At 60.6% G+C, this 21,662-nt stretch carries 14 protein-coding genes and 1 pseudogene; 12 read left to right on the top strand and 3 right to left on the bottom strand.

What is annotated here, in order from left to right; translation table 11 throughout:
* The first annotated feature begins 9 nt into the window (after positions 1 to 9).
* From AC3CB8_RS08590 to AC3CB8_RS08555, 8 genes are all read left to right on the top strand, one after another.
* On the top strand, positions 10 to 1,170 hold the full coding sequence (locus AC3CB8_RS08590) for a DUF3095 domain-containing protein (protein WP_352566351.1): 1,161 nt from the start codon (positions 10 to 12) through the stop codon (positions 1,168 to 1,170).
* Positions 1,171 to 1,281: 111 nt separating this feature from the next.
* Positions 1,282 to 2,625 carry a nucleotide sugar dehydrogenase gene (locus tag AC3CB8_RS08585; RefSeq protein WP_352566311.1) on the top strand — a complete coding sequence of 448 codons (1,344 nt, stop codon included), beginning with the start codon at positions 1,282 to 1,284 and terminating at the stop codon, positions 2,623 to 2,625.
* Positions 2,626 to 2,877: 252 nt separating this feature from the next.
* Positions 2,878 to 4,218: an adenylate/guanylate cyclase domain-containing protein gene (locus AC3CB8_RS08580; protein ID WP_023770947.1), complete on the top strand. Its 1,341-nt coding sequence runs from the start codon at positions 2,878 to 2,880 to the stop codon at positions 4,216 to 4,218.
* A 163-nt stretch (positions 4,219 to 4,381) separates the two neighbouring features.
* A complete protein-coding gene (locus AC3CB8_RS08575; protein ID WP_352566313.1) occupies positions 4,382 to 6,277 on the top strand; it encodes an ABC transporter ATP-binding protein in 1,896 nt (631 codons plus the stop codon).
* Positions 6,274 to 8,172: an ABC transporter substrate-binding protein gene (locus AC3CB8_RS08570; RefSeq protein ID WP_023782153.1), complete on the top strand. Its 1,899-nt coding sequence runs from the start codon at positions 6,274 to 6,276 to the stop codon at positions 8,170 to 8,172. Before AC3CB8_RS08575 ends, AC3CB8_RS08570 begins: the two co-directional genes overlap by 4 nt.
* A 2-nt stretch (positions 8,173 to 8,174) precedes the next feature.
* Positions 8,175 to 9,173, top strand: coding sequence for an ABC transporter permease (locus AC3CB8_RS08565; protein WP_023770950.1), 999 nt, complete (start codon positions 8,175 to 8,177; stop codon positions 9,171 to 9,173).
* Entirely contained in the window at positions 9,170 to 10,351 is a 1,182-nt protein-coding gene (locus tag AC3CB8_RS08560) for an ABC transporter permease (RefSeq protein ID WP_352566316.1), read from the top strand. The genes AC3CB8_RS08565 and AC3CB8_RS08560 overlap by 4 nt, the downstream gene beginning before the upstream one ends.
* 175 nt (positions 10,352 to 10,526) lie before the next feature.
* On the top strand, positions 10,527 to 11,006 hold the full coding sequence (locus AC3CB8_RS08555; RefSeq protein ID WP_023770952.1) for a class I SAM-dependent methyltransferase: 480 nt from the start codon (positions 10,527 to 10,529) through the stop codon (positions 11,004 to 11,006).
* Positions 11,007 to 11,136: 130 nt separating this feature from the next.
* Here AC3CB8_RS08555 and AC3CB8_RS08550 read toward each other — a convergent pair whose 3' ends face one another.
* Complete coding sequence (locus AC3CB8_RS08550) at positions 11,137 to 12,552, bottom strand: adenylate/guanylate cyclase domain-containing protein (RefSeq protein ID WP_352566318.1); 1,416 nt, start codon at positions 12,550 to 12,552, stop codon at positions 11,137 to 11,139.
* Positions 12,553 to 12,726: 174 nt separating this feature from the next.
* Here AC3CB8_RS08550 and AC3CB8_RS08545 point away from each other — a divergent pair, with 174 nt between their 5' ends.
* Positions 12,727 to 13,581 (top strand): hypothetical protein, encoded by an 855-nt coding sequence (locus tag AC3CB8_RS08545; RefSeq protein ID WP_352566320.1) that lies wholly within the window; start codon positions 12,727 to 12,729, stop codon positions 13,579 to 13,581.
* A gap of 75 nt (positions 13,582 to 13,656) precedes the next feature.
* A complete protein-coding gene (locus AC3CB8_RS08540; RefSeq protein WP_023782156.1) occupies positions 13,657 to 14,178 on the top strand; it encodes a GNAT family N-acetyltransferase in 522 nt (173 codons plus the stop codon).
* On the opposite strand, the pseudogene AC3CB8_RS08535 reads toward AC3CB8_RS08540, so the two are convergent.
* Positions 14,175 to 14,519, bottom strand: a pseudogene (locus AC3CB8_RS08535) (helix-turn-helix domain-containing protein). The gene AC3CB8_RS08540 and the pseudogene AC3CB8_RS08535 overlap by 4 nt on opposite strands.
* A 414-nt stretch (positions 14,520 to 14,933) precedes the next feature.
* Between AC3CB8_RS08535 and AC3CB8_RS08530 the strand changes: the two are divergent.
* Entirely contained in the window at positions 14,934 to 16,316 is a 1,383-nt protein-coding gene (locus AC3CB8_RS08530) for a hypothetical protein (protein ID WP_352594972.1), read from the top strand.
* Positions 16,317 to 16,338: 22 nt separating this feature from the next.
* On the opposite strand, the gene AC3CB8_RS08525 is transcribed toward AC3CB8_RS08530, so the two are convergent.
* Entirely contained in the window at positions 16,339 to 18,111 is a 1,773-nt protein-coding gene (locus AC3CB8_RS08525; protein ID WP_352566324.1) for an adenylate/guanylate cyclase domain-containing protein, read from the bottom strand.
* Between the two features lie 239 nt (positions 18,112 to 18,350).
* Between AC3CB8_RS08525 and AC3CB8_RS08520 the strand changes: the two genes are divergently transcribed.
* Positions 18,351 to 21,650 (top strand): adenylate/guanylate cyclase domain-containing protein, encoded by a 3,300-nt coding sequence (locus AC3CB8_RS08520; RefSeq protein ID WP_352595205.1) that lies wholly within the window; start codon positions 18,351 to 18,353, stop codon positions 21,648 to 21,650.
* Positions 21,651 to 21,662 lie beyond the last annotated feature (12 nt).

Here is a 21,662-nt window from a genome sequence, read left to right as displayed (position 1 = left end):
CTGATGCTCATGGAGACAGCTGCCGCCTCGGACCCGTTTGTCGCTTCTCTGCCGGTCTTCGCAAAGTTCGAAAGCGTGGCCGACATCGACAACTATCGGCCTCTGCCCGATGGCTGGGCGCTGGCAACAGCCGACATTGTCGGCTCGACCAAGGCGATCGAGACGGGACGCTATAAAACGGTCAATATGGCCGGCGCCAGTGTCATTTCGGCCCTGCTCAATGCGCTAGGTCGGCAAGATCTTCCCTTTGTCTTCGGCGGCGACGGGGCGCTCGTGGCCTTTCCCGGCTCGGCGATGGAGCCCACCCGCAAGGCGCTGGCGGCTGTCCAGAGATGGGTGGCGGACGAACTGGACCTAACCCTGCGTGCCGCAATCGTGCCGATATCGGATATTCGAGCGCAAGGCCTCGACGTTCGCGTGGCAAGGTTCCAAGCATCAGATGCCGTCTTTTATGCCATGTTCGCCGGCGGCGGTGGCAGTTGGGCGGAAGCCGAGATGAAAGCGGGGCGCTACCGCATCGATCCTGCTGCGGCCGGCGCACGGCCGGATCTGACCGGCCTGTCCTGCCGCTGGAACCCTATCGAAACCCGGCACGGCGAAATCGTCTCGATCATAGCCACACCGGGCTCGTCGCGCGACCTGCGCGGTTTTCAGTTTCTGGCGTCCGACATCATTGCCCTTGCCGCCAGGCAGGAACGCGGTGGCCACCCCGTGCCGGTGAACGGGCCGGGTTACAGCTTGCTGCCCGCCGGCCTCGATATCGAGGCGCGGGCGACGGCGCCGGCAGGACTGCGGTGGCTGTCGAAGTCGTGGATAGTGTTCCTGATGGCGCTTACGGCCGTCACCGACAGATATGGCTGGACGATCGGCAGTTTCGATCCAAAGATCTATAAACGCGAAGTGGCCAGCAATTCGGATTTCCGGAAATTCGACGACGGCCTGAAGATGACCATCGACGTTGACGCTGATGTGTTGCAACGGATCGAGAAGCGGCTCAAACAGGCGGAAGAGGCAGGCATCTGCAACTATGGCCTGCACCGCCAGAAATCGGCTTTGATGACATGCCTCGTCGCCTCGCCGCTGCACCGCGATCACGTTCATTTCATAGATGGTGCCGCCGGCGGCTATGCAATGGCGGCCGCAAGCCTGAAGGCAAAGTTGCCGGTCTGATGACGGCTTGCGAGAATCCATTTTCCCAAATATGCCTCGGCCATGGTTCCTGGGACTGGTAAGCCGCGCCTGGCAGCGGCCAGCCTGTCCCAATTAACGGGAAAGCAGATTTTGAGCGCTTCACGATCGGCATATGACCGTCTGCTGAACCGTATCTCGACGCACGCCGCGCAAGTCGGCGTGATCGGATTGGGCTATGTCGGGTTGCCGCTGGCAATTGCGGTCGCACGCGCCGGCTTCCCGGTTTTCGGCTTCGACATCGAAGCCCAGAAGGTCGAGAGTCTGAACAACGGCCAATCCTACATCGAGGCGGTGACGTCGACAGCCCTTGCCGGCCACGTGGCGAGTGGACGGTTCCGCGCCACGGCGGATTTTGCCGAACTGTCAAGCTGCGATATCATCATCATCTGCGTTCCGACACCGCTGACGAAAAACCGTGAGCCGGACCTGTCCTTTGTCAGGAACACAACTGGCGTCATCGCAAAGCATCTGCGTCTCGGTCACCTCGTCGTGCTGGAATCTACCACCTATCCCGGCACCACCGACGATGTGATCAAGCCCATACTGGAAGAAACCGGCTTGCAGTCGAAGATAGACTTCTTCCTCGGCTTCTCGCCCGAACGCGAGGATCCCGGCAACCGCAACTTTGAAGTCGCGACGATCCCCAAGGTCGTGGCAGGTGACGGCATTGACGCGGCGACGCTCGTCAAGGCTTTCTACCAATTGGTGGTCAAAACCGTCGTTCCGGTTTCCAGCACGGCGACCGCCGAGGCAGTCAAGCTGACGGAAAACATCTTCCGCTCAGTCAACATAGCCCTCGTCAACGAATTAAAGGTCGTGCTCGGCGCCATGGGTATCGACATCTGGGAGGTGGTCGAGGCGGCCAAGAGCAAGCCCTTCGGCTACATGCCTTTTTATCCTGGCCCCGGATTGGGCGGGCACTGCGTTCCAATCGATCCCTTCTACCTGACGTGGAAGGCGCGCGAATACGAACTGCCGACCCGCTTCATCGAGCTGGCGGCAGAGATCAACACTGCCATGCCGCGTCACGTGGTCGATGAACTTGCCAAAGCGCTGGACCGGCGCCGCGGCAAGGCGCTCAGCCGCTCGCGCATTCTCATCATCGGGCTCGCCTACAAGAAGAATGTGCCCGACATCCGCGAAAGCCCCTCATTGCGACTCATTGAACTCATCGAGGAACGCGGCGGCAAGGCGGAATTTCACGATCCGCACGTTCCCGAGATCCCTACCACACGGGAGCATATGGCCATCAGGGGGCGCCGCTCGCTCGAGTTGACCGAGGCGGCGTTGAAGGATTTCGATGCTGTCGTCGTTGCAACCGACCATGACGCGATCGACTATCAGGTAATCGCTGATCACGCCATTCTGATCGTCGACACACGCAATGTTTTTGGCCGTCTCGGGCTGCTCCGAGAGACGGTGGTGAAGGCCTGACGGCGCCCCAGCCGGCCACTTTCGCCCGATGTCAGGATCGTGATTTCACTCCGGCCGCAGCTTCGCCACATAACGCAGGGCATGAATGCAGTTAAGCCTGTTCCTTGGTTGCAAGGACAGTCATTCAGAAGTTTCCTTCGCCGTCGCGGCCGCGCCCAACCGTTGACTTCGGGGTATCTTTGGGTCGCTGGCGGACTGTGTTATGGCGGATCGAAGGATAATGGTTCCGTCTTCGACGGGTTTCGAGGTGGCATGAGCACGACGCGAGCAGAAATTTCCACAATTCTCATGGATAAGGTTGCCGACTGGCTTACTCAGTCGGCGTTGGCGGGCGACGAACTGGAAACATTGGTAAAGGGGTTTTGCGAGCGGCTGGCTGCTGCCGGCCTGCCGCTGAAGCGGGTGCATTTGAGCTTTTCGATGCTTCATCCGCTTTATGACGCGCTTGGCTTCACCTGGCTCCGCGGCCAAGGCATGGAAGTGGAAGGCTTCCGCAAAAAGGACGGCGTTCATTCCGACAGGTTCCTGACCAGCCCCTACTACCATCTGCTCAGCAACAAGCTCGACCATCTGCGGCGTCGGCTCGACCCGTCGGTCCCCTCGGAGTTTCCTGTTTTCGATGAACTCAGGCTGATGGGCGTGACCGACTACATGGCTTTCGTCCACCCCTTCAACGGCAATACCAGTCAGGGAATGATCGGCTCCTGGTCCACCGACAGTGCTTCAGGTTTCAGCGACAGCATGATTTCGGCGCTGCTGCGTATCCAAAACCATCTCGCCATCGCAACCAAGATGGCGGTGCTCACGAAGCTGGCCGACAACATGATGACCACTTATCTCGGCGGGGACGCCGGCAGACGCGTGCTGGACGGCCAGATCAAGCGCGGCGAGGGCGACACAATCCGGGCCGCACTGGTCATGGCCGATATGCGCGGGTCGACACGGCTTGCCGAAACCTCCGGCCGCGAAATCTACATCGATACGCTGAACCAGTTTTTCGACGCCATTGCTGCACCTTTCAATCGCAAGGGCGGGCAGATCATGAGTTTCATAGGTGATGGCTTCATTGCCGTCTACCCTTGCGAAAGGCATCGCTCGCAGTCCGAGATCGCCTGCCAGTCTGCTCTGGCGGCAGCGCACAAGGCCACTGCGCGCATGATCGATCTCAATCTGCGAAGAAAGGAAAAGGGGTTGCCCGACATAAAATTTGGCATCGGCCTGCATGTCGGCAACGTGATGTTCGGCAATGTCGGGCTTACCGATCGGCTCACCTTCTCTGTGTTTGGCTCGGCTGTAAACGAGGTCCAGCGTCTCCAGACCCTGACCAAGAAATATCCGCACCGCGTTCTCGCCAGCAAGGAGTTCGCCAGCTATTGCGGCGCCAACAGCTGGCTGACGCTCGGCACCGAGGAATTGGCGGGGCTCAAGCAGAAGCTGACGGTGCTTTCACCCGATCTGTCGGGCGCTCTCGCACTCGATGAAGACGGTGCGCTGGAGCCGATTTACGACCGGAGATCGGAGGCCGAGCAGGTCATGCTGCTTCATCGCGATGCAGCACGGCTGTCGCCGGGCGACCCCAGGAAGCTCCAGTAGCCCGCCTCAATCTGATCCGAACGCCTTTGGTATGCTGTCCTGTCGCCGGATAGCGCCACTGGCGCCCGTTTCGAATCCAAGTTGCTCTAGGCTGGCAATGCGCTAGTCTCGCTTTCTGGGTCTGCCGCCCGGCAGGGTCGGCAGCAGTAGGGCTGGGGTGAAAATGAATTCGGGCGTTGATCTACTGCGGATCGAGGATGTTGGCATCTCTTTTGCCATCATCGGGGGACCGTTGCATGCCGTCAGGCGCGCAAATCTTCGCGTCCTGCCCGGCAAGGTGACCGCGCTTGTGGGCGAGTCCGGTTCCGGGAAATCGGTTCTCAGCCAGGCAGTGATGGGCATTTTGCCGAAGACAGCCCATGTTCGCGGCCGTATCCTGTTTTCGGATCCTGAAAAGCCCGGCACGACGCAGGATATCCTGCAAATGCCGCGCGATGGACCCGAGATCCGGGCGCTGAGAGGCAGCCGCATCGGCAAGATCTTTCAGGAGCCGATGACATCGCTGTCGCCGCTGCACACGATCGGCAACCAGGTCAGCGAATCCTTGCAGATTCATACGCCCATGGCTCGGGCAGAGCGCAAAGCGCGGACCGAGGAAATGCTCGGCCTCGTCGGCTTTCCTAATCCCAAGCGCGCCTATGACATGTATCCTTTTGAACTTTCAGGAGGATTGCGTCAGCGCGCCATGATCGCCATGGCGCTTATCTGCCGGCCCGCCCTGTTGATCGCCGACGAACCGACGACTGCGTTGGACGTCACCATCCAGGCGCAAATCTTGCAATTGCTGCGCGAGCTGCAGAGCAAGCTGAATATGGCGATGCTGCTGATCACCCACGATCTCGGCGTGGTCGCCAATGTCGCCGACGAGGTGGTCGTCATCTACCATGGCGAGATCATGGAAGCGGGACCTGTCGAGGCGATATTCCGCCGGCCAGGTCACCCTTACCTGAAGGGCCTGATGGCAGCTGTTCCGCATTTCGACCTGAAACCTGGCGAACGGCTAAAGGCGCTTCGCGAGGTGCCGGTGAATGTCGAGAACCTGCTCGGCAAGCAGACGGCGCCGGGATCGAAAGGGGCGGACGACATCCTGCTCTCGGTCAGGGATCTGGAAAAGGTCTACACCACCCGCAAGTCCGGATGGTTCGGCGCGAATCAGCAAACCTCTATTCGCGCCGTGGACGGCGTGAGCTTCGATATCAGGCGGGGCGAGTGCCTGGGTCTGGTCGGCGAAAGCGGCTGCGGCAAAACCACTGTCAGCAAGATCCTCATGCGGGCTGTCACCCCCAGCGGCGGCTCTGTGATCTTCAATGGCCGCGATGGACCGATCGACGTCTTGGAAGGCGAGAGAGAGGCCCTGCGCCTGCTGCGCGCGAAGATCCAGATGGTTTTTCAGGATCCGGTTTCGTCGCTTTCACCTCGCATGACGGTGGAAAACATCCTGAGCGAACCGCTGGAAATCCATCAACGTGGCAATGCCGCGTCTCGGCTCGCCACGGTCAAGAGCCTGATGCAGGCAATCGGGCTCGATCCGCGCTTCATCAAGCGGTATCCGCACAGTTTCTCCGGCGGGCAGCGTCAGCGTATCGGCATCGCGCGCGCGCTGGCCCTGGGACCCGAACTCCTGATCTGCGACGAGCCGGTTTCGGCGCTCGACGTCTCTGTCCAGGCGCAGATCCTAAACCTCCTCAAGGACCTGCAGAAGGAACTGGGCCTGACCTACCTGTTCATATCCCACAACCTGGCTGTGGTGGACTATATGGCGGATCGCATCGCGGTGATGTGCGGCGGGCGTATCGTCGAGCTGGCGCCGCGCGAAATTCTGCTCAGGAAACCGATCCACCCCTACACGCGCTCGCTGGTCGCCGCAGTACCTTTCCCCGATCTCGACAGGCCGATGGATTTCAAGACGCTGAAGCTCAGCGGCGCTTCCGACAGCAGCGCATGGGGACCGCAATTCCGTGACGAGGGCAACGAGGATGTGCTGTCGCCGCTCGATCTTGGCGGCGGCCACCTCGTGCTGGCCCGACGTTCGGCCAATGTCAGCGAGTTACGCCCTTGATCAGCCGGCGCACCGTCCTTGGGCTCATGGCTTCGGCATTTCTGCCGGGCACGGTGCGCGCTGGCGATCTGGAGCCGGAATTTCTTCAGCCGCTGTTGAAGGCCAGGGCACTGCCGGCCCTCGCCGAACGCTTGCCCAAGAACCCGCGCGCGATAAATCTCGCTGCGATGGGCCGGCAGCCCGGCCAATATGGCGGCACGCTGCGCACGATCATCGGCAGCCAGAAAGATATTCGGCTGATGACGATTTATGGGTATTCTCGCCTAGTCGGGTATGATGAAAAGCTCAATTTGCAACCCGACATTCTCGAGCGCTTCGACGTTGCGGATGATCGGGTCTTCACGTTCAAGATACGGGAAGGGCATAAATGGTCCGACGGTAGCCTGCTGACGTCGGAGGATTTTCGCTATTGCTGGGAAGATGTCTGGCTGAACGATGAGCTGTCGCAAGGCGGGCTCGCCCCCGCCCTGATGGCGGACGGCAAGTCGCCACGTTTCGAGATCGTCGATCCGTTGACGGTCCGCTATAGTTGGGATGCGCCCAATCCCGACTTCCTGCCTAAGCTCGCTGCCGCTTCGCCGCTATCGCTTGTCCTGCCGGCCGCCTATCTCAAGCAGTTCCACAAGAAGTACCAGGATCCATTCCGGCTCGCCGGCCTGATGAAGGAGAACCGGGCCCAGAAATGGACGCTCCTTCATATCCGCATGTCGCGGCAATACCGCCCGGAGAATCCGGAGTTGCCGACGCTCGATCCCTGGCAGAACCGCACCAAGCCGCCGGCCGAGCAGTTCGTCTTCGAGCGGAACCCTTTCTTTCATCGAACAGACGAAAATGGCAGGCAACTGCCCTATGTCGACCGGATCGTTATGAATGTCAGCTCCTCGGCGATCATTTCCGCCAAGACCGGTGCGGGCGAGAGCGACTTGCAATGCATGGGAATTGACTTCAGCGATTACTCCTTCCTGAAGGATGCCGAAAAGCGTTACCCGGTGAAGATGCACCTTTGGAAACGCACACAGGGTTCGCGGCTGGCGCTGTTGCCCAATCTGAATTGCGCCGACAAGGTGTGGCGCGGCCTTTTTCGTGACGTGCGCGTGCGCCGCGCACTTTCGCTCGCTGTGGACAGGCGCGAGATCAATTTGGCCGTGTTCTACGGGTTGGCGCAGGAAAGTGCCGATACGGTGCTGCCGGAGAGCCCTCTCTATCGGCCGGAATTCGCGAAAGCTTGGATCGCCCATGATCCCGACCAGGCCAATGCCCTGCTCGACGAGGTCGGGCTTAAGACGCGTGACGATGACGGGCTGCGGATACTTCCCGACGGACGCTCGGCGCAAATCATCGTGGAAACGGCCGGCGAAAGCACACTGGAAACCGACGCGCTCGAACTCATCACCGATCACTGGCGCAAGATCGGCATTGCTTTGTTCATCCGAACTTCACAGCGCGACATCTTCCGCAGCCGCGCACTTGGCGGACAGATAATGATGTCGATGTGGTCGGGCATCGACAATGGCGTGCCGACCGCCGACATGAACCCGAACCAGTTGGCCCCCACCATCGACGACCAGCTCCAATGGCCGCTCTGGGGTGCTCACTATTTGTCTAATGGCACGATGGGAGAGGCGCCCGATCTTCCTGAGGTGGTCGAGTTGATGGCTTTGCTCAAGCGGTGGAACGCATCGACCGGAGCCACCGAGCGCGCCGAAATCTGGAATTCGATGCTGTCGATTTACACCGATCAGGTGTTTTCGATCGGCACTGTGAATGGAACGCATCAGCCGGTACTTGTATCCTCGCGGCTGCGCAATCTGCCTGACAAGGCACTCTACGGCTATGACCCGACCGCCTATTTCGGTGTCTATATGCTGGATACATTCTGGCTTGGAGAGTCCTGAGCGTGCTTCGATATATTGTCTGGCGCATCGCCGTGATGGTTCCAACCCTGCTGATCATATCGGCGCTGGTGTTCACTATCATCGAACTTCCCCCAGGCGACTATTTCGATAGCTACGTTTCCGAGCTTCGGGCTCAGGGCGAGGCGGTGGATTCCGATCGCATCGAGATGATGCGGAAGGAATATGGTTTCGACAAGCCGCCGGTCATTCGCTACTTCTACTGGGTCGGAGGAATGCTGCATGGCGATTTCGGCTATTCCTTCGAGTATGAGCTGCCGGTTCGCGACGTCATCGGCGACCGAATGTGGCTGACCGTGCTGGTTTCCTTCGTCACGATCATCTTCACCTGGCTCATCGCCTTTCCGATCGGCATGTATTCCGCCACACATCAATACAGCTGGGGGGACTATGGGCTTACTCTCTTCGGCCTTCTCGGCCTTGCCATTCCGAATTTCATGCTGGCGCTGATCCTGATGTATTTCGCCAATATCTGGTTCGGCACGTCCGTCGGCCATCTCATGGACCCGCAATATCTCAGCGAGCCGATGAGCTGGGCCAAGGCCAAGTCGATCCTCGCCCATCTCTGGATCCCGGTCTTGATCATCGGCACCGGGGGCACGGCAAGCATGATCCGGCGGCTGCGCGCCAATCTGCTCGATGAACTGCACAAGCAATATGTCGTGACCGCGCGCGCCAAAGGCCTTCATCCCTTCAAAGCGCTGGTCAAATATCCGCTGCGCATGGCGCTCAATTTCTTCGTTTCCGACATCGGCTCTATCCTGCCGGCCATCATCTCCGGCGCCGAAATCACCGCGATCGTGCTGTCTTTGGAAACGACCGGGCCAATGCTGATCAGAGCACTGCAAAGCCAGGATATGTATCTGGCAGGGTCGTTCCTGATGTTCCTCGCCTTCCTCACGGTCATCGGCGTCCTGATTTCCGACCTGGCGCTGGCGCTACTTGATCCGCGAATTCGTCTACAGGGCGGCAGCACCAAATGAACACGCAATCGCCGCTGCCCGCTCCGGGTGCTCCACTGCAACACTACGTTTCCATCGCCCCCTTTGACCTGCAGTCGGTCGAAGCGATGACGTCGGAGCAGTCGAAGGTGTTTCAGGCGTCGCAGTTGCGGCTGATGTGGTGGAAATTCCGGATGCACCGGCTTGCCCTTGTGTCCGGAATATTCCTTGCGGCACTCTATTTCGGGATACTGATCTGCGAGTTCCTGGCGCCCTACAATCTGCACACGCGCAACATGGACTACATCTATTCGCCGCCGCAGCGGGTGCACCTGTTCCACGACGGGCAGTTCGTTGGGCCGTTCGTCTATGGCCGCCAGATGACGCTGGATATGGACACACTCAAGCGGAACTACAGCGAGAAGCACGATGACGTTCAGCGTATTCGTTTCTTCTGCAAGGGCGACAGTTACCGGTTCTGGGGCCTGGTCGAAGGCGACACGCATTTCGTCTGCCCTGCCGAAAACGGCCAGCTCTTTCTGGCCGGCACCGACAGGCTGGGGCGCGATGTGCTCTCTCGCATCATCTATGGCGCACGCATTTCACTGACAATCGGCCTCATCGGCATCAGTTTCAGCTTCCTGCTCGGCATCGTCATCGGCGGACTGGCCGGCTATCATGGCGGCATCTTCGACCTGATTGTTCAACGGATAATCGAAGTTCTGCAATCGATTCCCAGCATTCCGCTATGGATGGCTCTGGCCGCGATCATGCCGATAACCTGGAGTCCAATCCTGATCTATTTCGGCATCACCGTCATCCTCGGGCTGATCCACTGGACCGGACTGGCGCGGGCCGTGCGTTCAAAGCTTCTGGCCTTGCGCGAGGAGGATTATGTTCTGGCCGCGCAATTGATGGGCGCCACGAGCAGGCGCATCATCGGGCGGCACCTCATTCCCGGCTTCATGTCGCATCTGATCGCGACGGCGACGATCTCCATACCCGGCATGATCCTGGGCGAGACGGCACTGAGCTTCCTGGGGCTGGGCCTGAGGCCACCGACAACCAGCTGGGGTATCCTGCTGACCGAGGCGCGCAGCGTCAGCGTGATCGCGTTCTATCCATGGCTGCTTTTGCCGATGTTGCCCGTTGTTCTCGTCATCTTGGCATTCAACTTCCTCGGCGACGGCTTGCGGGACGCCGCAGACCCATACAAATGACATCGCCTATTCCGACGCCCGCCGGGCCGCCAAGTCCACCCGGTACGACCCTCGTTGGCAGCCTGTTTGGTGGTTGCAGTGTCCATCGTCGGCCTCTATATGCGGCGAGGCGTGATCGGAGTTTAATCGCGGGCATTACCGATTTCTTTATCTGGTTCAGGACACACAAAAGCATATGAGTCGTCTCGAGAATTTCATCAGCAGGATGACCGCACAGCGTGACATTCTCGATTACGTCTGCCCCGAGGTGGCGAAGATGGAAGGGTTGGTGCTCGAGCTCGGCCTCGGCAATGGCCGTACGTTCCACCATTTGCGCGAACGCCTGCCCGGGCGCCGGATCGTGGTGTTCGACCGCGAAGTCGGCGCACACGCCAGCTCAATTCCCGAAGCTGAAAACCTCGTGCTCGGCGAAATACGCGAAACGGGACGCAAGTTCATTGGCATCGACGCCGCCCTTGTTCATGCCGACATCGGCACCGGCTATGATGACCGCGATGCAGTGACCGCCACATGGCTTCCCGATTTGATCGCCAGCCTGCTTCGCGTTGGCGGCTTCGCTGTCAGTGGCACGCCGCTCGACCACCCGCTGCTGCAACGCCTTGCAGCGCCGACGTCGGAGCCCGCCGATCGTTATTTCCTCTGCAAGCGCTTGTGAGCGGCCGTAAGCGCGCTTCACGGAAATGCTGCTCCAGCTCTTTGTTTTTAACGCATTTGCCAAGCGAAAGCGTTACGCGCTTTTCCCGGAAAACCGTTTCACGCTTGTCCTGAAATTGCTCTGAAATTCGTCACGGGATTGTATACACCGCGATCTCCCGCTCAATGCCGCGCAGCGAGACTTCGTGAGGCACGGGCGTCAGCGCGTTCCTGCGCAACAGATCGGCGGTGAGATTGTCGTCGACCACCGCACGGGTGGCGAAGATCGCCTGTGCGTTGGCCAGGTTCTGGACCCGTGAAGCAATGTTGACCGTCTGGCCAAAATAGTCCTGCCGCTCGTTCATGGACACGGCGATGCAAGGGCCGGCATGGACTCCGATCTTGAGCAGCAGGTCCTCGCGCCCGCTTTTTCCATTGAGCCCACGCATGGCATCGCGCATCCTGAGGGCCGCGGCAACCGCACGATCAGGCGTCGCGAAGGTCGCCATCACCGCATCACCGATCGTCTTGACTACCGCGCCCGCCTCCGCCGAGACGATCTCGTGCAGCACTTGGAAATGCTCGCGCACCAGATCGAAGGCTGAAAGGTCGCCTACCCGCTCGTAAAGCTCGGTCGATCCGCGCAGGTCGGTGAAGAGGAAGGTCAGGCTGGTGATCTTCAGGCGCTGGTTGATGTCGAGCGTGTCCGTGCGATAGAGATCACGAAACGTCTGGTTGGTGAGCAGGCGCTTGGCGGTCAGGAAGGGCCGGCGCTTGCCCAGGAAATCATGCAATGCGTGACCGGCGATGAAGACCGTCGGCAGCACGCGGGTGTCGGTCCTGTTTTCCAGGGAAATGCGCAAAGGGCCTGGTTGCATCTTCAACGTCTGGTTTTGGACATGGTCGCGGTCGAAAACCAAGGAGAGGCTTCGGCGCTCCCTTGTTGGTTCGCCCTTAACGTCGATGAACTGCGCTGAATGCGTGACCGGCTCGAACACGATGACGAATTCAGACGGAAGCTGTATGGGCAGCACCGCCTTTTCACCGGGCGCAAGCTCGATATCCTCCAGCGAGAACGCTTCCATCTTCTCCGCCAAATCCTCTTCCGGCAGATCGGCGCCGGACGCCAAGTAGATCTGGCGGAGATATTCCACCAACGGCAGTTCATGTGGAGTGTGGGCGGCAATCTTGCGTATGCGTGGACTGACGGTGAATGTTACCTCGACCATCTCGTCGAGGGTTGGCGAATAGCCCTCGGAGCACAGCGCGCAAGTATATTCGTCCTTCTGCATGGTTTTCAGCGTGGCGTTGGTGTCGAGCACGCCGCCGCAGCCGGGGCACAGAACATTCCAGGAGATGTCGAAGATGCCCACCCGCGCTGCATGCAGAAAGGCGCTGATGGCGCGTTCCTCGTCGAGGCCATTCTTGCTGGCGAAGGCCAGCGCATTGATGCGGCAAAGCTCGCGGTCCTTGCCCTCGGCGATGGTTTGCCGGATCGCGTCGATTGCCTGCGGATCGACATCGGTCGATTGCCGCAGAAGTGAGAACAGATCCTGAGCTTCGGTCATCGTGCAGGCTCCGGAAAATGCGCCTCGAGGCGTGTTGGCCGGACCGGTCTTCGGTCCGCGCACTCCATCTTACGTCGAAAGGGATCGAACGGCCATTCGAATGGATAGATCTGATGACAGCTCAATTTGTATTCGGCGGATTTTCACCGACCGCAAGCGGCACTATGATGGTGCATGGCGAATTCATCTATGGGGCTTTCTCCCGTGCCGACATCCGACAACCCGCCATTTCCCGCGGCGCTACGGCTTTTCTCGGCAGGGGTCATAATCGTTCTGATCGTCGGCGCCGGCCTGTTTTTCGCGCCTGCGCTGGTCAAGCCGCGCTGGCCCTGGCCCGTCACGCCGTTCAGTGCCCGCTTTCTCGGCGGCTTCTACACCGCCGAAATGGCAGTGATGGCGGCGCTCTTGTTCTGGAATCGCTGGTCGCCGGGCAGGCTCGTGCTGGTCATGGCCTTCATCTTCACCCTCATAGTGTCGGGGGTTTCGTTGATCAATCTCGGCTATTTCAACCTCGAGCGAAAAGCGACCTGGCTGTGGTTTCTGGTCTACCTTGGGTCGGTCGCAGTATCCGGGTTGTTCCTGTGGCGGGCCAGGGGCCGTCCGTCAGCAAATGGCGTGACCACAAGCCCGGCATGGCGCAGCTACATGTTGGCGGAAACGGCGATCCTTGGGCTCTATGGTTTGGGCATGTTGCTGTTTCCCCTGATGGTCAGCAGCACCTGGCCATGGACCGTCGATCCTTTCCACGCGCAGGTCTACAGCGCCATCTTCCTCGCCGGCGCTGGCGGCACCTATCTCATCTGGAAAAGCGCGCCGCGCGAAGAATTGCTGGTGCTAGGCCTAGCGCAGTTTCTGGTCGGCCTGCTTTCCATCCTTGGCCTCGTTATCACCGACGGCGCTGTGCACCGGATCCAGTGGACGGCGGCTGCTACCTTGGGCTGGCTCGCCCTTTTCGGCTGGATCGGCATCAGCGGCGCCTTCAAACTCTACACCGCCTCCCGGTATTTTGGTTCGCAAACGGCAGCATAGGGCTGCAGAGACGGCTGGATTTTCAGGTGACGTTCGGTGCATCGTGCCGGGCCGATTGCCTTCGCCGGGAACGCCATGACCAGCACGACCTCGCCATCCGAGAAGATCCAGCCGCAGCTCCGGGCCGTCCGGCCAAGCGATGCGGAGGCGCTTTGCGCTATCTTCAACATGCCGGGCTTCCGCTGGGGCACGTTCAGGATGCCCTTCGAGACGGTGGATCAGGTTGAGCGGCGCATCGCCAAGTCCGGCCAGGAAACCACCTGGATCGTCGCCGAATTGGACGGCAAGGTTGTCGGCCATGGCAGCCTGGTCGTGCAAAGCTCGCCGCGCCGTTCGCATATCGGCGAGATCAATATCGGCCTAGACGATGACTTTGTCGGCAAGGGTTTCGGCTCTGCCATCCTTGGCGCACTGCTTGACGTGGCCGACAACTGGCGCGCCCTGAAGCGGGTCGAATTGAGCGTTTATGTCGACAACGAACCGGCCATCCATCTCTACACCAGCCACGATTTCAAGGTCGAAGGCCGGCATGTGAAGGCCGGTTTTACCGACGGGCAGTACCGCGACCTCCTGAGCATGGCCCGGCTGCGGTTCTAAGATCCGCTGTTTTGCCTTAGGTGTTCAGCCGACTCACGCGCCGGCCTTGGTCTCGCCATCGTACATCCAGCGAGTGGATCGTCTTCATCATGCGGGCGCAGCAGGGTCTGCACGGCTGGAACCCAGCTTGCGGAACAAACATCATTTCCAGACCGAGCGCGCGAGCAATATTCATGAGCGTTGTCGCACGTGCCGCAGCGGCTCCGGTTTCGATGTCGCGATAGCGAGGGCGCGAGATCCCTGCCAGATCAGCGATCTGTTCCTGTGTCATGGCAGCAGAGAGCCTCTGCCCGCCTGAGAAGCCCTCCAATGTCACGCAGAGCCTCAGATTCAGAAATCACATTATGCAAACAGGTCAAGAAGCGGCTGACACTAACTGCACTGGCGACGAGGCTCAGCCATGGCAAGTTCCTGTGGTTGAAGGCAACCCCATGATCAGATCGCAATTTTTAACCCCTCAAGGCCCAATGAAAAGTCATTCCATCTCAGATTCAGGCGACCCTCCCCCGAAGCGGGTTTCGTGCGCGAGACTGAGGTCCGGCGGCGGCTTTCTTGGTCTGACGGCGTACCTTCGACCAACGCTGCAGGCGACACGAGGGCGGCCGACAGCAGGTATCCTCGGAGTGCCGGGACAGCGACAACACGCAATCCGAGGCTCAATGCTTCACCTCGCGACCAGTCCATGGGGTTGAGGTAGACAATTCGTGCCGGATCCACTCTCACTTGGCGTTTGCCCCGCAAGCGGGTAGACGAAAATGATGACAGGCGTTTTTGATCCAACCCCGGCGCCTCCGGTGGAAATTCTGGCCGTGCTGTCGCTGCTCTGCCCGGAAGTCGTGCGTGACATCGAGCAAAACTGGAATGCTCCGGTTTCCGACTACGCCCGCCATCTGTGGCGGCCGGTGGCAAGGCCTGCATCGGGCCCGGCGATCGCTGCCCGCTCGATCCTGCGCGAAGTCCTGCATCAGCGCCTCGGTGTAACTATGGAGCCCGAAGAGATCGGCAAGGCCCTCGACGAGTTCGAGAACAGACCGGTGATTCAGTCCGGTCTGCACTGCCTGCTTCTGATGGACCGGATCACCTTCGATGCCCTCCTGCTTGCCTGGCTCGGCGCGTTCGAAAACGGGCTGTCAGCCTTCGTCGGCTTCATGGGAACGACTATGACCATGGAGACAATTGGCCGGGAGGGGCCTGGATGGCTCGATGTCGGGGACGACAAGATCAACCTGTTTGGCATGGGGCGCCACAAGCTGTGCCGCAAAAGCGCATGCGCGGCCGGTCCCGTCTCCCTTAACAAGCGCGCGCTCGGAGCGGTGGGCGATGAAACGGATGCCGACCGCTGGCTAGGTACACTGCTTGCCAGCCAGGATACGGTCTTTGGAACCGCCGCCGATGCCATAACAGCGCTTAACGAGGATCTGGTCGCCACTTGGGATCGTTCCGGCATGGCACTGCCGGTTTTCACCGATGATCGGCTCGCCGCGGCTGCCATGGCGCGGCATCTACAATATGACGGCGGTCTTCTTTCCAGGCTGCTCATCGAACCCGCAAGACGCCTGCGTCTCGAAAATGCCTTGCAAGAGGCCGCATCGGGCCCATTCGGCAGATTCCTGCCCAATGCCACGGACTATTTCTGGGGCATCCGCGAGCAGCGCGTACGCAAGCTCGTTCTAGAGAACGGGCAGCTGATCGAGCCTGACAAGCCGCATGGTCTTTCCATCCCGTTCGAGCGGCCACATCTCAGGCAGGCGCTGCTGGACGGCGTTTTGCTGCCGGACTTGTTCCTGACGTTCCTCGTTCTTGCCATATTGCCCCGGGTGCGGGTTGTCGGTGGCCTGAGACAGATTGGCTATGTAGCGCTTTTCCACTCGATCCTCCTGGCTGCGTTGGACGAAACCGCACCGGAAGAGCGTGATCTGGCTGCGGAGCTGCAGGTAAGGGAAAATGCCTGGGGCACCCGGGTCATCGATGAAAAGGTCTCGGTCCGCGAGCAGCTTGCCGACCACCCCGAAGGGGCGCTCTTCGCGGACCTGCTCCGGCAATACCGTTCGCGGACGCTCGCCGAGGCCACCGACAACCTGAGACTGGTTCGTGAAAATGCGCGATGGCGCAAGATCGGCCAAGCCTACAGCCTCTGATCCGGCCGAATGGCCTCACCTGTCATTGCACTATACCGGCCTTGCGGAGCCCCTCCTCCACGAGTTCGAAATCCGCAGGGTTCTTGTAGGGCAGGACTTTGCGACGGTATTCCAGCGAATAGTCGGGATTGACGCGAAGCACCTCCTGCCATGCGGCCCGGGCCTCGGCGAAACGGCCCAGATGGCCGTAGCTGGCGGCCAGAAGCGCCCGCGAGACGTCGGTAACGGCGTTGCGAGCCAGCCGTTGCATCAAGAGGTCAGCGGCCTCTTCGTACCTTCCTAGTTGAAACAAGGCCAAAGCCTGAAAGTGCAGAAGCACATCCGGAAAATATGGATTCAAGATCTTCGCCCGGGCAAAACTCTCGAGGGCGTCTTCGGATCTGCCCGAATAGTACAGCGCCTCGCCGAGGACGACGTGCGCTTCGGCGAAGTTCGGATTGAGGACTAGCGCGCGCTCGGCCTCGTCGATGGCCCCATCGTGTCGTCGTGTGTACAGCCTGGCAATAGCCAGCGCCCAGTGCGCCCAGGGATCGTTGCCATCTAGCGTTACCGCAAGCGTCGCGGCTTCTTCGGCTTGCGCCATCGATTCCGGAGGCGACGCACTCCACCGGTTCAGGTAATCGAGGCCGTGCGTAAGGGCCAGGAATGCGTGGGCAGAGGCAAACTTCGGGTCCAGTTCGATGGCGCGTTGCAAGAGGTCGCGCGCCGCGACGTTCGTCTCCCTCCTAAGCCGGTGCCACAGCTCCCTGCCCCGCAGGAAATAGTCATACGCCTCCGTGTTGCGCGGGTACTCGGGCGCTAGCCGCTGCCGATCACCCGCATCCAGACTAAGCGCCAGCGCGCCGACAATCTGTTGCGTCACGTCATCCTGCACGGCGAATATGTCGGTCAGGTCGCGATCAAACCGCTCCGCCCAAAGATGGCCGCCCGAGGTCGCGTCGATGAGCTGCGCGGTGATGCGCACCCGGTTGCCCGACTTGCGTACGCTACCCTCAAGGACATACCGCACGCCGAGTTTCGTGCCCACCTCCTGCACACGGACGTTCTGGCCCTTGAAGGTGAACGACGAATTGCGAGCGATGACGAAGAGCTGCGACAGCTTGGACAGGGCCGTGATGATGTCTTCGGAGATGCCGTCGGCGAAGTAGTCCTGTTCGGCGTCACCGCTCATGTTCGCGAACGGCAGCACGGCGATCGACAGCTTCGGCGGCACTGGCGTAACCGGCCGGCTCGTCTCGACTTCCGGGCCCGCGGCCGCCTTGGTCCCGGCGCTGCCAACTTGTAGCGAATAGACTCGGATAGGCTCGGCAATGTTCTTGAGTTGTGTGCTGCCGAGATCGCTGACCGAGAGGTCGAGCCTCGCCTTGACCTGGCGATAGGCATCCTCGGACAGGCAGATGGCGCCGGGCGTCGCGAGCCCCTCCAAACGCGAGGCGATGTTGACGCCGTCGCCCATCAGGTCGCCGTCGCTTTCTTCGACCACATCTCCCAGATGAATGCCGATCCTGAACTCGATACGGCGGTCCTGCGGCACGCCGGCATTGCGCTCAACCATACCATCCTGAACCTCTATAGCGCAGCGAACGGCATCCACCACACTGCGGAACTCAACCAGCGCCCCATCGCCAGTGCGCTTGATCACCCGGCCGTGGTGCACTGCGATGATGGGATCGATCAGGTCGCTGCGCAGTGCCCGCAACCTCGCCAATGTACGATCTTCATCCGCGCTCGCGAGCCGGCTATATCCGACCACATCCGCAGCTAGAATTGCGGCTAGCTTACGATTCTCGCTCAAGGGTCCGTCTCCTCATCTTCACGATAGCAGGAAGACCGAACCAAGAGGGAACTTTCGCAACCGACAGCCACCCAGAACCGATTTGGCCGCCCGCTGCCACGGGCCCCAGCCGATCGCCCGATGCGCAGTTGCACTGCCGCTTGCCCGCCGACGGCTATGGGTTCATGCTTGTGAATACCTTGGCCGTGAAGTTGCGTAGGGAGATCACGCCGTCACAGCCCCTAGTGAGGTCTGGCCCGATGGACTGCTCAGGCTGCGGTTTCGAGGTTGAGGGCGGTTACGCTTTCTGTCCAAGGTGCGGCAAGCGCCAGCCCGTGCCATGCGCCAGTTGCGGTTATAGATGCGCACCTGATTTCGAGTTCTGTCCGAAGTGTGGGGCAACCGTCGGCGCACCCGCAAAAGCCGTCGAACGGCTTGCTCCGACACCAAGCCGAACCATTGTGTCGCCTTCCCAAACTCCGTCACTGCTTACCAACATCGATAGCGACGAAGGGCTGCAGCCCATCTCTGACGCCGATCGCCGGACGGTAACCGTCCTCTTTGCCGACCTTTGCGGCTTCACGACACTGAGCGAGCAGCTCGACCCCGAGGTCATGCAATCGCTGCAGAACGAACTATTCAAGGAATTGACGGCGGCGGTGCGAAACTTTGGTGGTTTCGTCGACAAATTCATCGGCGATGCACTGCTCGCTTTGTTCGGTGCGCCGGTCGCGCATGAGGACGATCCGGAACGTGCGCTTCGCGCCGCTCTCGACATGATCGCCCGGACGGCGCGGCTGGGTGAAAGCACCTCCCACTCCGGCTCGCCTCTATTACTTCATGTCGGCATAAACACTGGCCCCGTCGTTACTGGACGATTAGGCATCGGCACCGCCAAATCCTATTCGGTGACGGGGGATACGGTGAATACAGCGCAACGCCTGCAATCGCTGGCCGCACCGAGTGAAGTGCTGGTAGGTGAACTCACCCACAGGCTGACCCGGCATGCCTTCTCTTACGAGTCGATGGGTGATGTCGTGCTTCGCGGCAAGGCTGGCAGTGTGCTCGTCCATCGTTTGGATGCACCGCTTGCCGCGCCGCGTGCAGCGCGTGGGCTCGAGGCGCTCGGCCTCAGCGCGCCGATGATAGGTCGTGCTGCGGAGCTCAATAGAATGCTGGCGAGCCTTGACCAGGCGTGCGGCGGCTCGGCCCAACTCGTCCGCCTCGTCGGAGAAGCCGGTATCGGGAAATCGCGGCTGGTGAAGGAGTTCACCGCCCGTGTCGGCGACGAGGATCGATTTCGCACCGTCGCGGTGCGACAAGCCACGTGCTCACCGCTGGGCGAACAATCATTTGGCGCCTTGGGTGCAGTGGTGCGCAGTGCTGCCGGGATGATGCAAAACGACAATGGGGACCATATGCGGGGGAAGCTCGCAGGCTTGCTTGCCGATCTTGGCCTGCAGGGCGAGGAGGCGAAGCGGCTGATGCCTTTGCTCTACCATGTCCTTGGCCTTGGCGACCCCGATGCCACCTTGCAGCATGTAGAACCCGAGCAGTTACGGCGCCAAATTCTCTACGCGGTCCGCACCATCATCGAACGGCGGCTTGCGTTGTCGCCGCTGTTGATTGTCGTCGAAGACCTTCACTGGGCCGACGCCGTTTCGCTCGAGGCACTACGTTTCGTGATGGACAGGTTGGAACGCTCGCGGTTGATGGTGCTGGTCACGCATCGCTCGGCGCCGGAGAGCGGCCAGCTCGACTCAAGTCGGGTCAGTCACACGGCGCTCAGGCTTTCGCCGCTCAACAGCGATGAAGGACACAGCCTGCTGGCGGCTCTTTTCGGTGAGAGCTGGGTAAACTCCGCAGCAGGGCTCGTCGATCAGATCCTCGACCGAGCGGGCGGTAACCCTCTTTTTGTAGAGGAGATCGTTCGCGGCCTTATCGATCGCGGTGTACTGATGCGCGAGGGCCAGCGATGGCGGACTGTGGCAGGCGAATTCGCAACCGACATTCCCGCCACCGTCCAGGCAATGTTGCTTGCTCGCTTCGACCGGCTGCCACAAGAGGTGCGCCGGTTGGCCCAGGAAGCCGCGGTAATCGGCCCGCGCTTCGATGCCACCCTTCTGAGGACCGTGACAGCCGACCCCGCCCGGCTAGAGGCCGGCTGCGAACTGCTTTGCGATGCGGAAATCATCGAGGAAGTTGCCGGATCAGGCTCTGTCTCGTCGCAAAGCTACCGCTTTACGCAAACCTTGCTGCAGGACGTGATCTACCAGAATCTGCTCCGGCAACGGCGGACCGAAATCCACGGGCGCATAGGTGCTGCCTTGGAGCGACTGTGCGGCGATAATCCGGAACGGCTCGAGGATTTAACCGTGCTTGGTCACCACTTCGCACAGAGCGCGGAGCGGGAGAAGGGCGCGCATTACCTGCAAGCGGCCGGCGATCGAGCTCGCACGATATACGCCAACGACGACGCCCTTCGTTTCTACGAGCGAGCACTGACTGCGCTGGAGGCGACCGGGCAAACACCGCTCAAACTGACAATTGCCGAGGCCATTGCCGATTTGAGCGGCTCGGCGGGCCGCCGCGAGATCGCGCACCACCATTACGAGGCGGCGTTGCAGGCATACAGCGAGTCGGCCGATCGTGTAGCGTCGGCGCGAGTTTTGCGTAAGATCGGTCGGCTGCTCTGGGACGTCGGCAAGCGGGACAAAGCAGAATCCCGCTACGCTGAGGCCGCGGCGCTCCTCGATGGAGCGGATGCTCCGGTCGAGCAGGCGCATCTCTGGCAAGAACGTGGCCGACAGGCGTTCCGTAGCGGAGATCACGCTCTCGCGGCAAAATGGGCAGACGCTGCGTTGGATTGTGTACGCACTCTGACAACAGAGCATGTCTCCGAGGTGGGGCGCGGTGCCACTCTCGTAACCGCCGAGGCACTCAATACGAAGGCTGTCGCGCTGGCTCGCCTTGGGCGAAACCGTGAAGCCGTGCGTCAAGTCGAGCATAGCATTGAACTGGCCGAAGCCGCCGGTCTGCTGGGCGCCGCCTGTCGCGGCTACACCAATCTCGGTGTGCTTTACACGACCATCGATCCGGCACAGGCGATGGAAGTCTGTCGACGCGGTCTTGAAGTCGCTCGCCATATTGGTGATTTGGGCTTCCAGGCGCGCCTTCTCGCCAATCTGGCGGTTGCATGTTGTACTTTCACGGATCGTTGTCCAACAGAGGGCGTGCCTGCCGCCGAGAAAGCCATCGAGATCGACCGGGCACTCGACCAGCGAGAGCACCTGCCGGTGCCGTTGATTGTGCTTGGGCAGATCCACCAGTGCAACGGCCGTCCGGAACTGGCCGTTGGCTTGTTCCACGAAGCACTGGAGGTGGCCCGCGAAACGGGCGAGCCCCAACTGCTGTTTCCGTGCTATGATGGTCTGGCAACGCTTAATCTCGACTTCGACAATCTTGCCGAGGCCGAACGCTACTTTTCCTTGGCGCAGGGTATATGCGCCCAGCACGGGCTCGATCCGGAAGCGCTTGTGGTGCTGCCCTTTCTCGATTAGCCGGGTTGGAGG

The sequence above is a fragment of the Mesorhizobium sp. P160927 genome (genome assembly GCF_057766385.1).
The sequence above is the reverse complement of the archived record's forward strand: the minus strand, read 5'-3'. Positions and strand labels throughout refer to the sequence as shown.

Coding starts and splice junctions, on each gene's coding strand:
- AC3CB8_RS08580 (WP_023770947.1), top strand. CDS start 2,878: ATGAGCACGACGCGAGCAGAAATTTCCACAATTCTCATGGATAAGGTT.
- AC3CB8_RS08530 (WP_352594972.1), top strand. CDS start 14,934: ATGATGACAGGCGTTTTTGATCCAACCCCGGCGCCTCCGGTGGAAATT.
- AC3CB8_RS08590 (WP_352566351.1), top strand. CDS start 10: ATGGAGACAGCTGCCGCCTCGGACCCGTTTGTCGCTTCTCTGCCGGTC.
- AC3CB8_RS08545 (WP_352566320.1), top strand. CDS start 12,727: ATGGCGAATTCATCTATGGGGCTTTCTCCCGTGCCGACATCCGACAAC.
- AC3CB8_RS08555 (WP_023770952.1), top strand. CDS start 10,527: ATGAGTCGTCTCGAGAATTTCATCAGCAGGATGACCGCACAGCGTGAC.
- AC3CB8_RS08540 (WP_023782156.1), top strand. CDS start 13,657: ATGACCAGCACGACCTCGCCATCCGAGAAGATCCAGCCGCAGCTCCGG.
- AC3CB8_RS08550 (WP_352566318.1), bottom strand. CDS start 12,552: ATGACCGAAGCTCAGGATCTGTTCTCACTTCTGCGGCAATCGACCGAT.
- AC3CB8_RS08520 (WP_352595205.1), top strand. CDS start 18,351: ATGGACTGCTCAGGCTGCGGTTTCGAGGTTGAGGGCGGTTACGCTTTC.
- AC3CB8_RS08560 (WP_352566316.1), top strand. CDS start 9,170: ATGAACACGCAATCGCCGCTGCCCGCTCCGGGTGCTCCACTGCAACAC.
- AC3CB8_RS08575 (WP_352566313.1), top strand. CDS start 4,382: ATGAATTCGGGCGTTGATCTACTGCGGATCGAGGATGTTGGCATCTCT.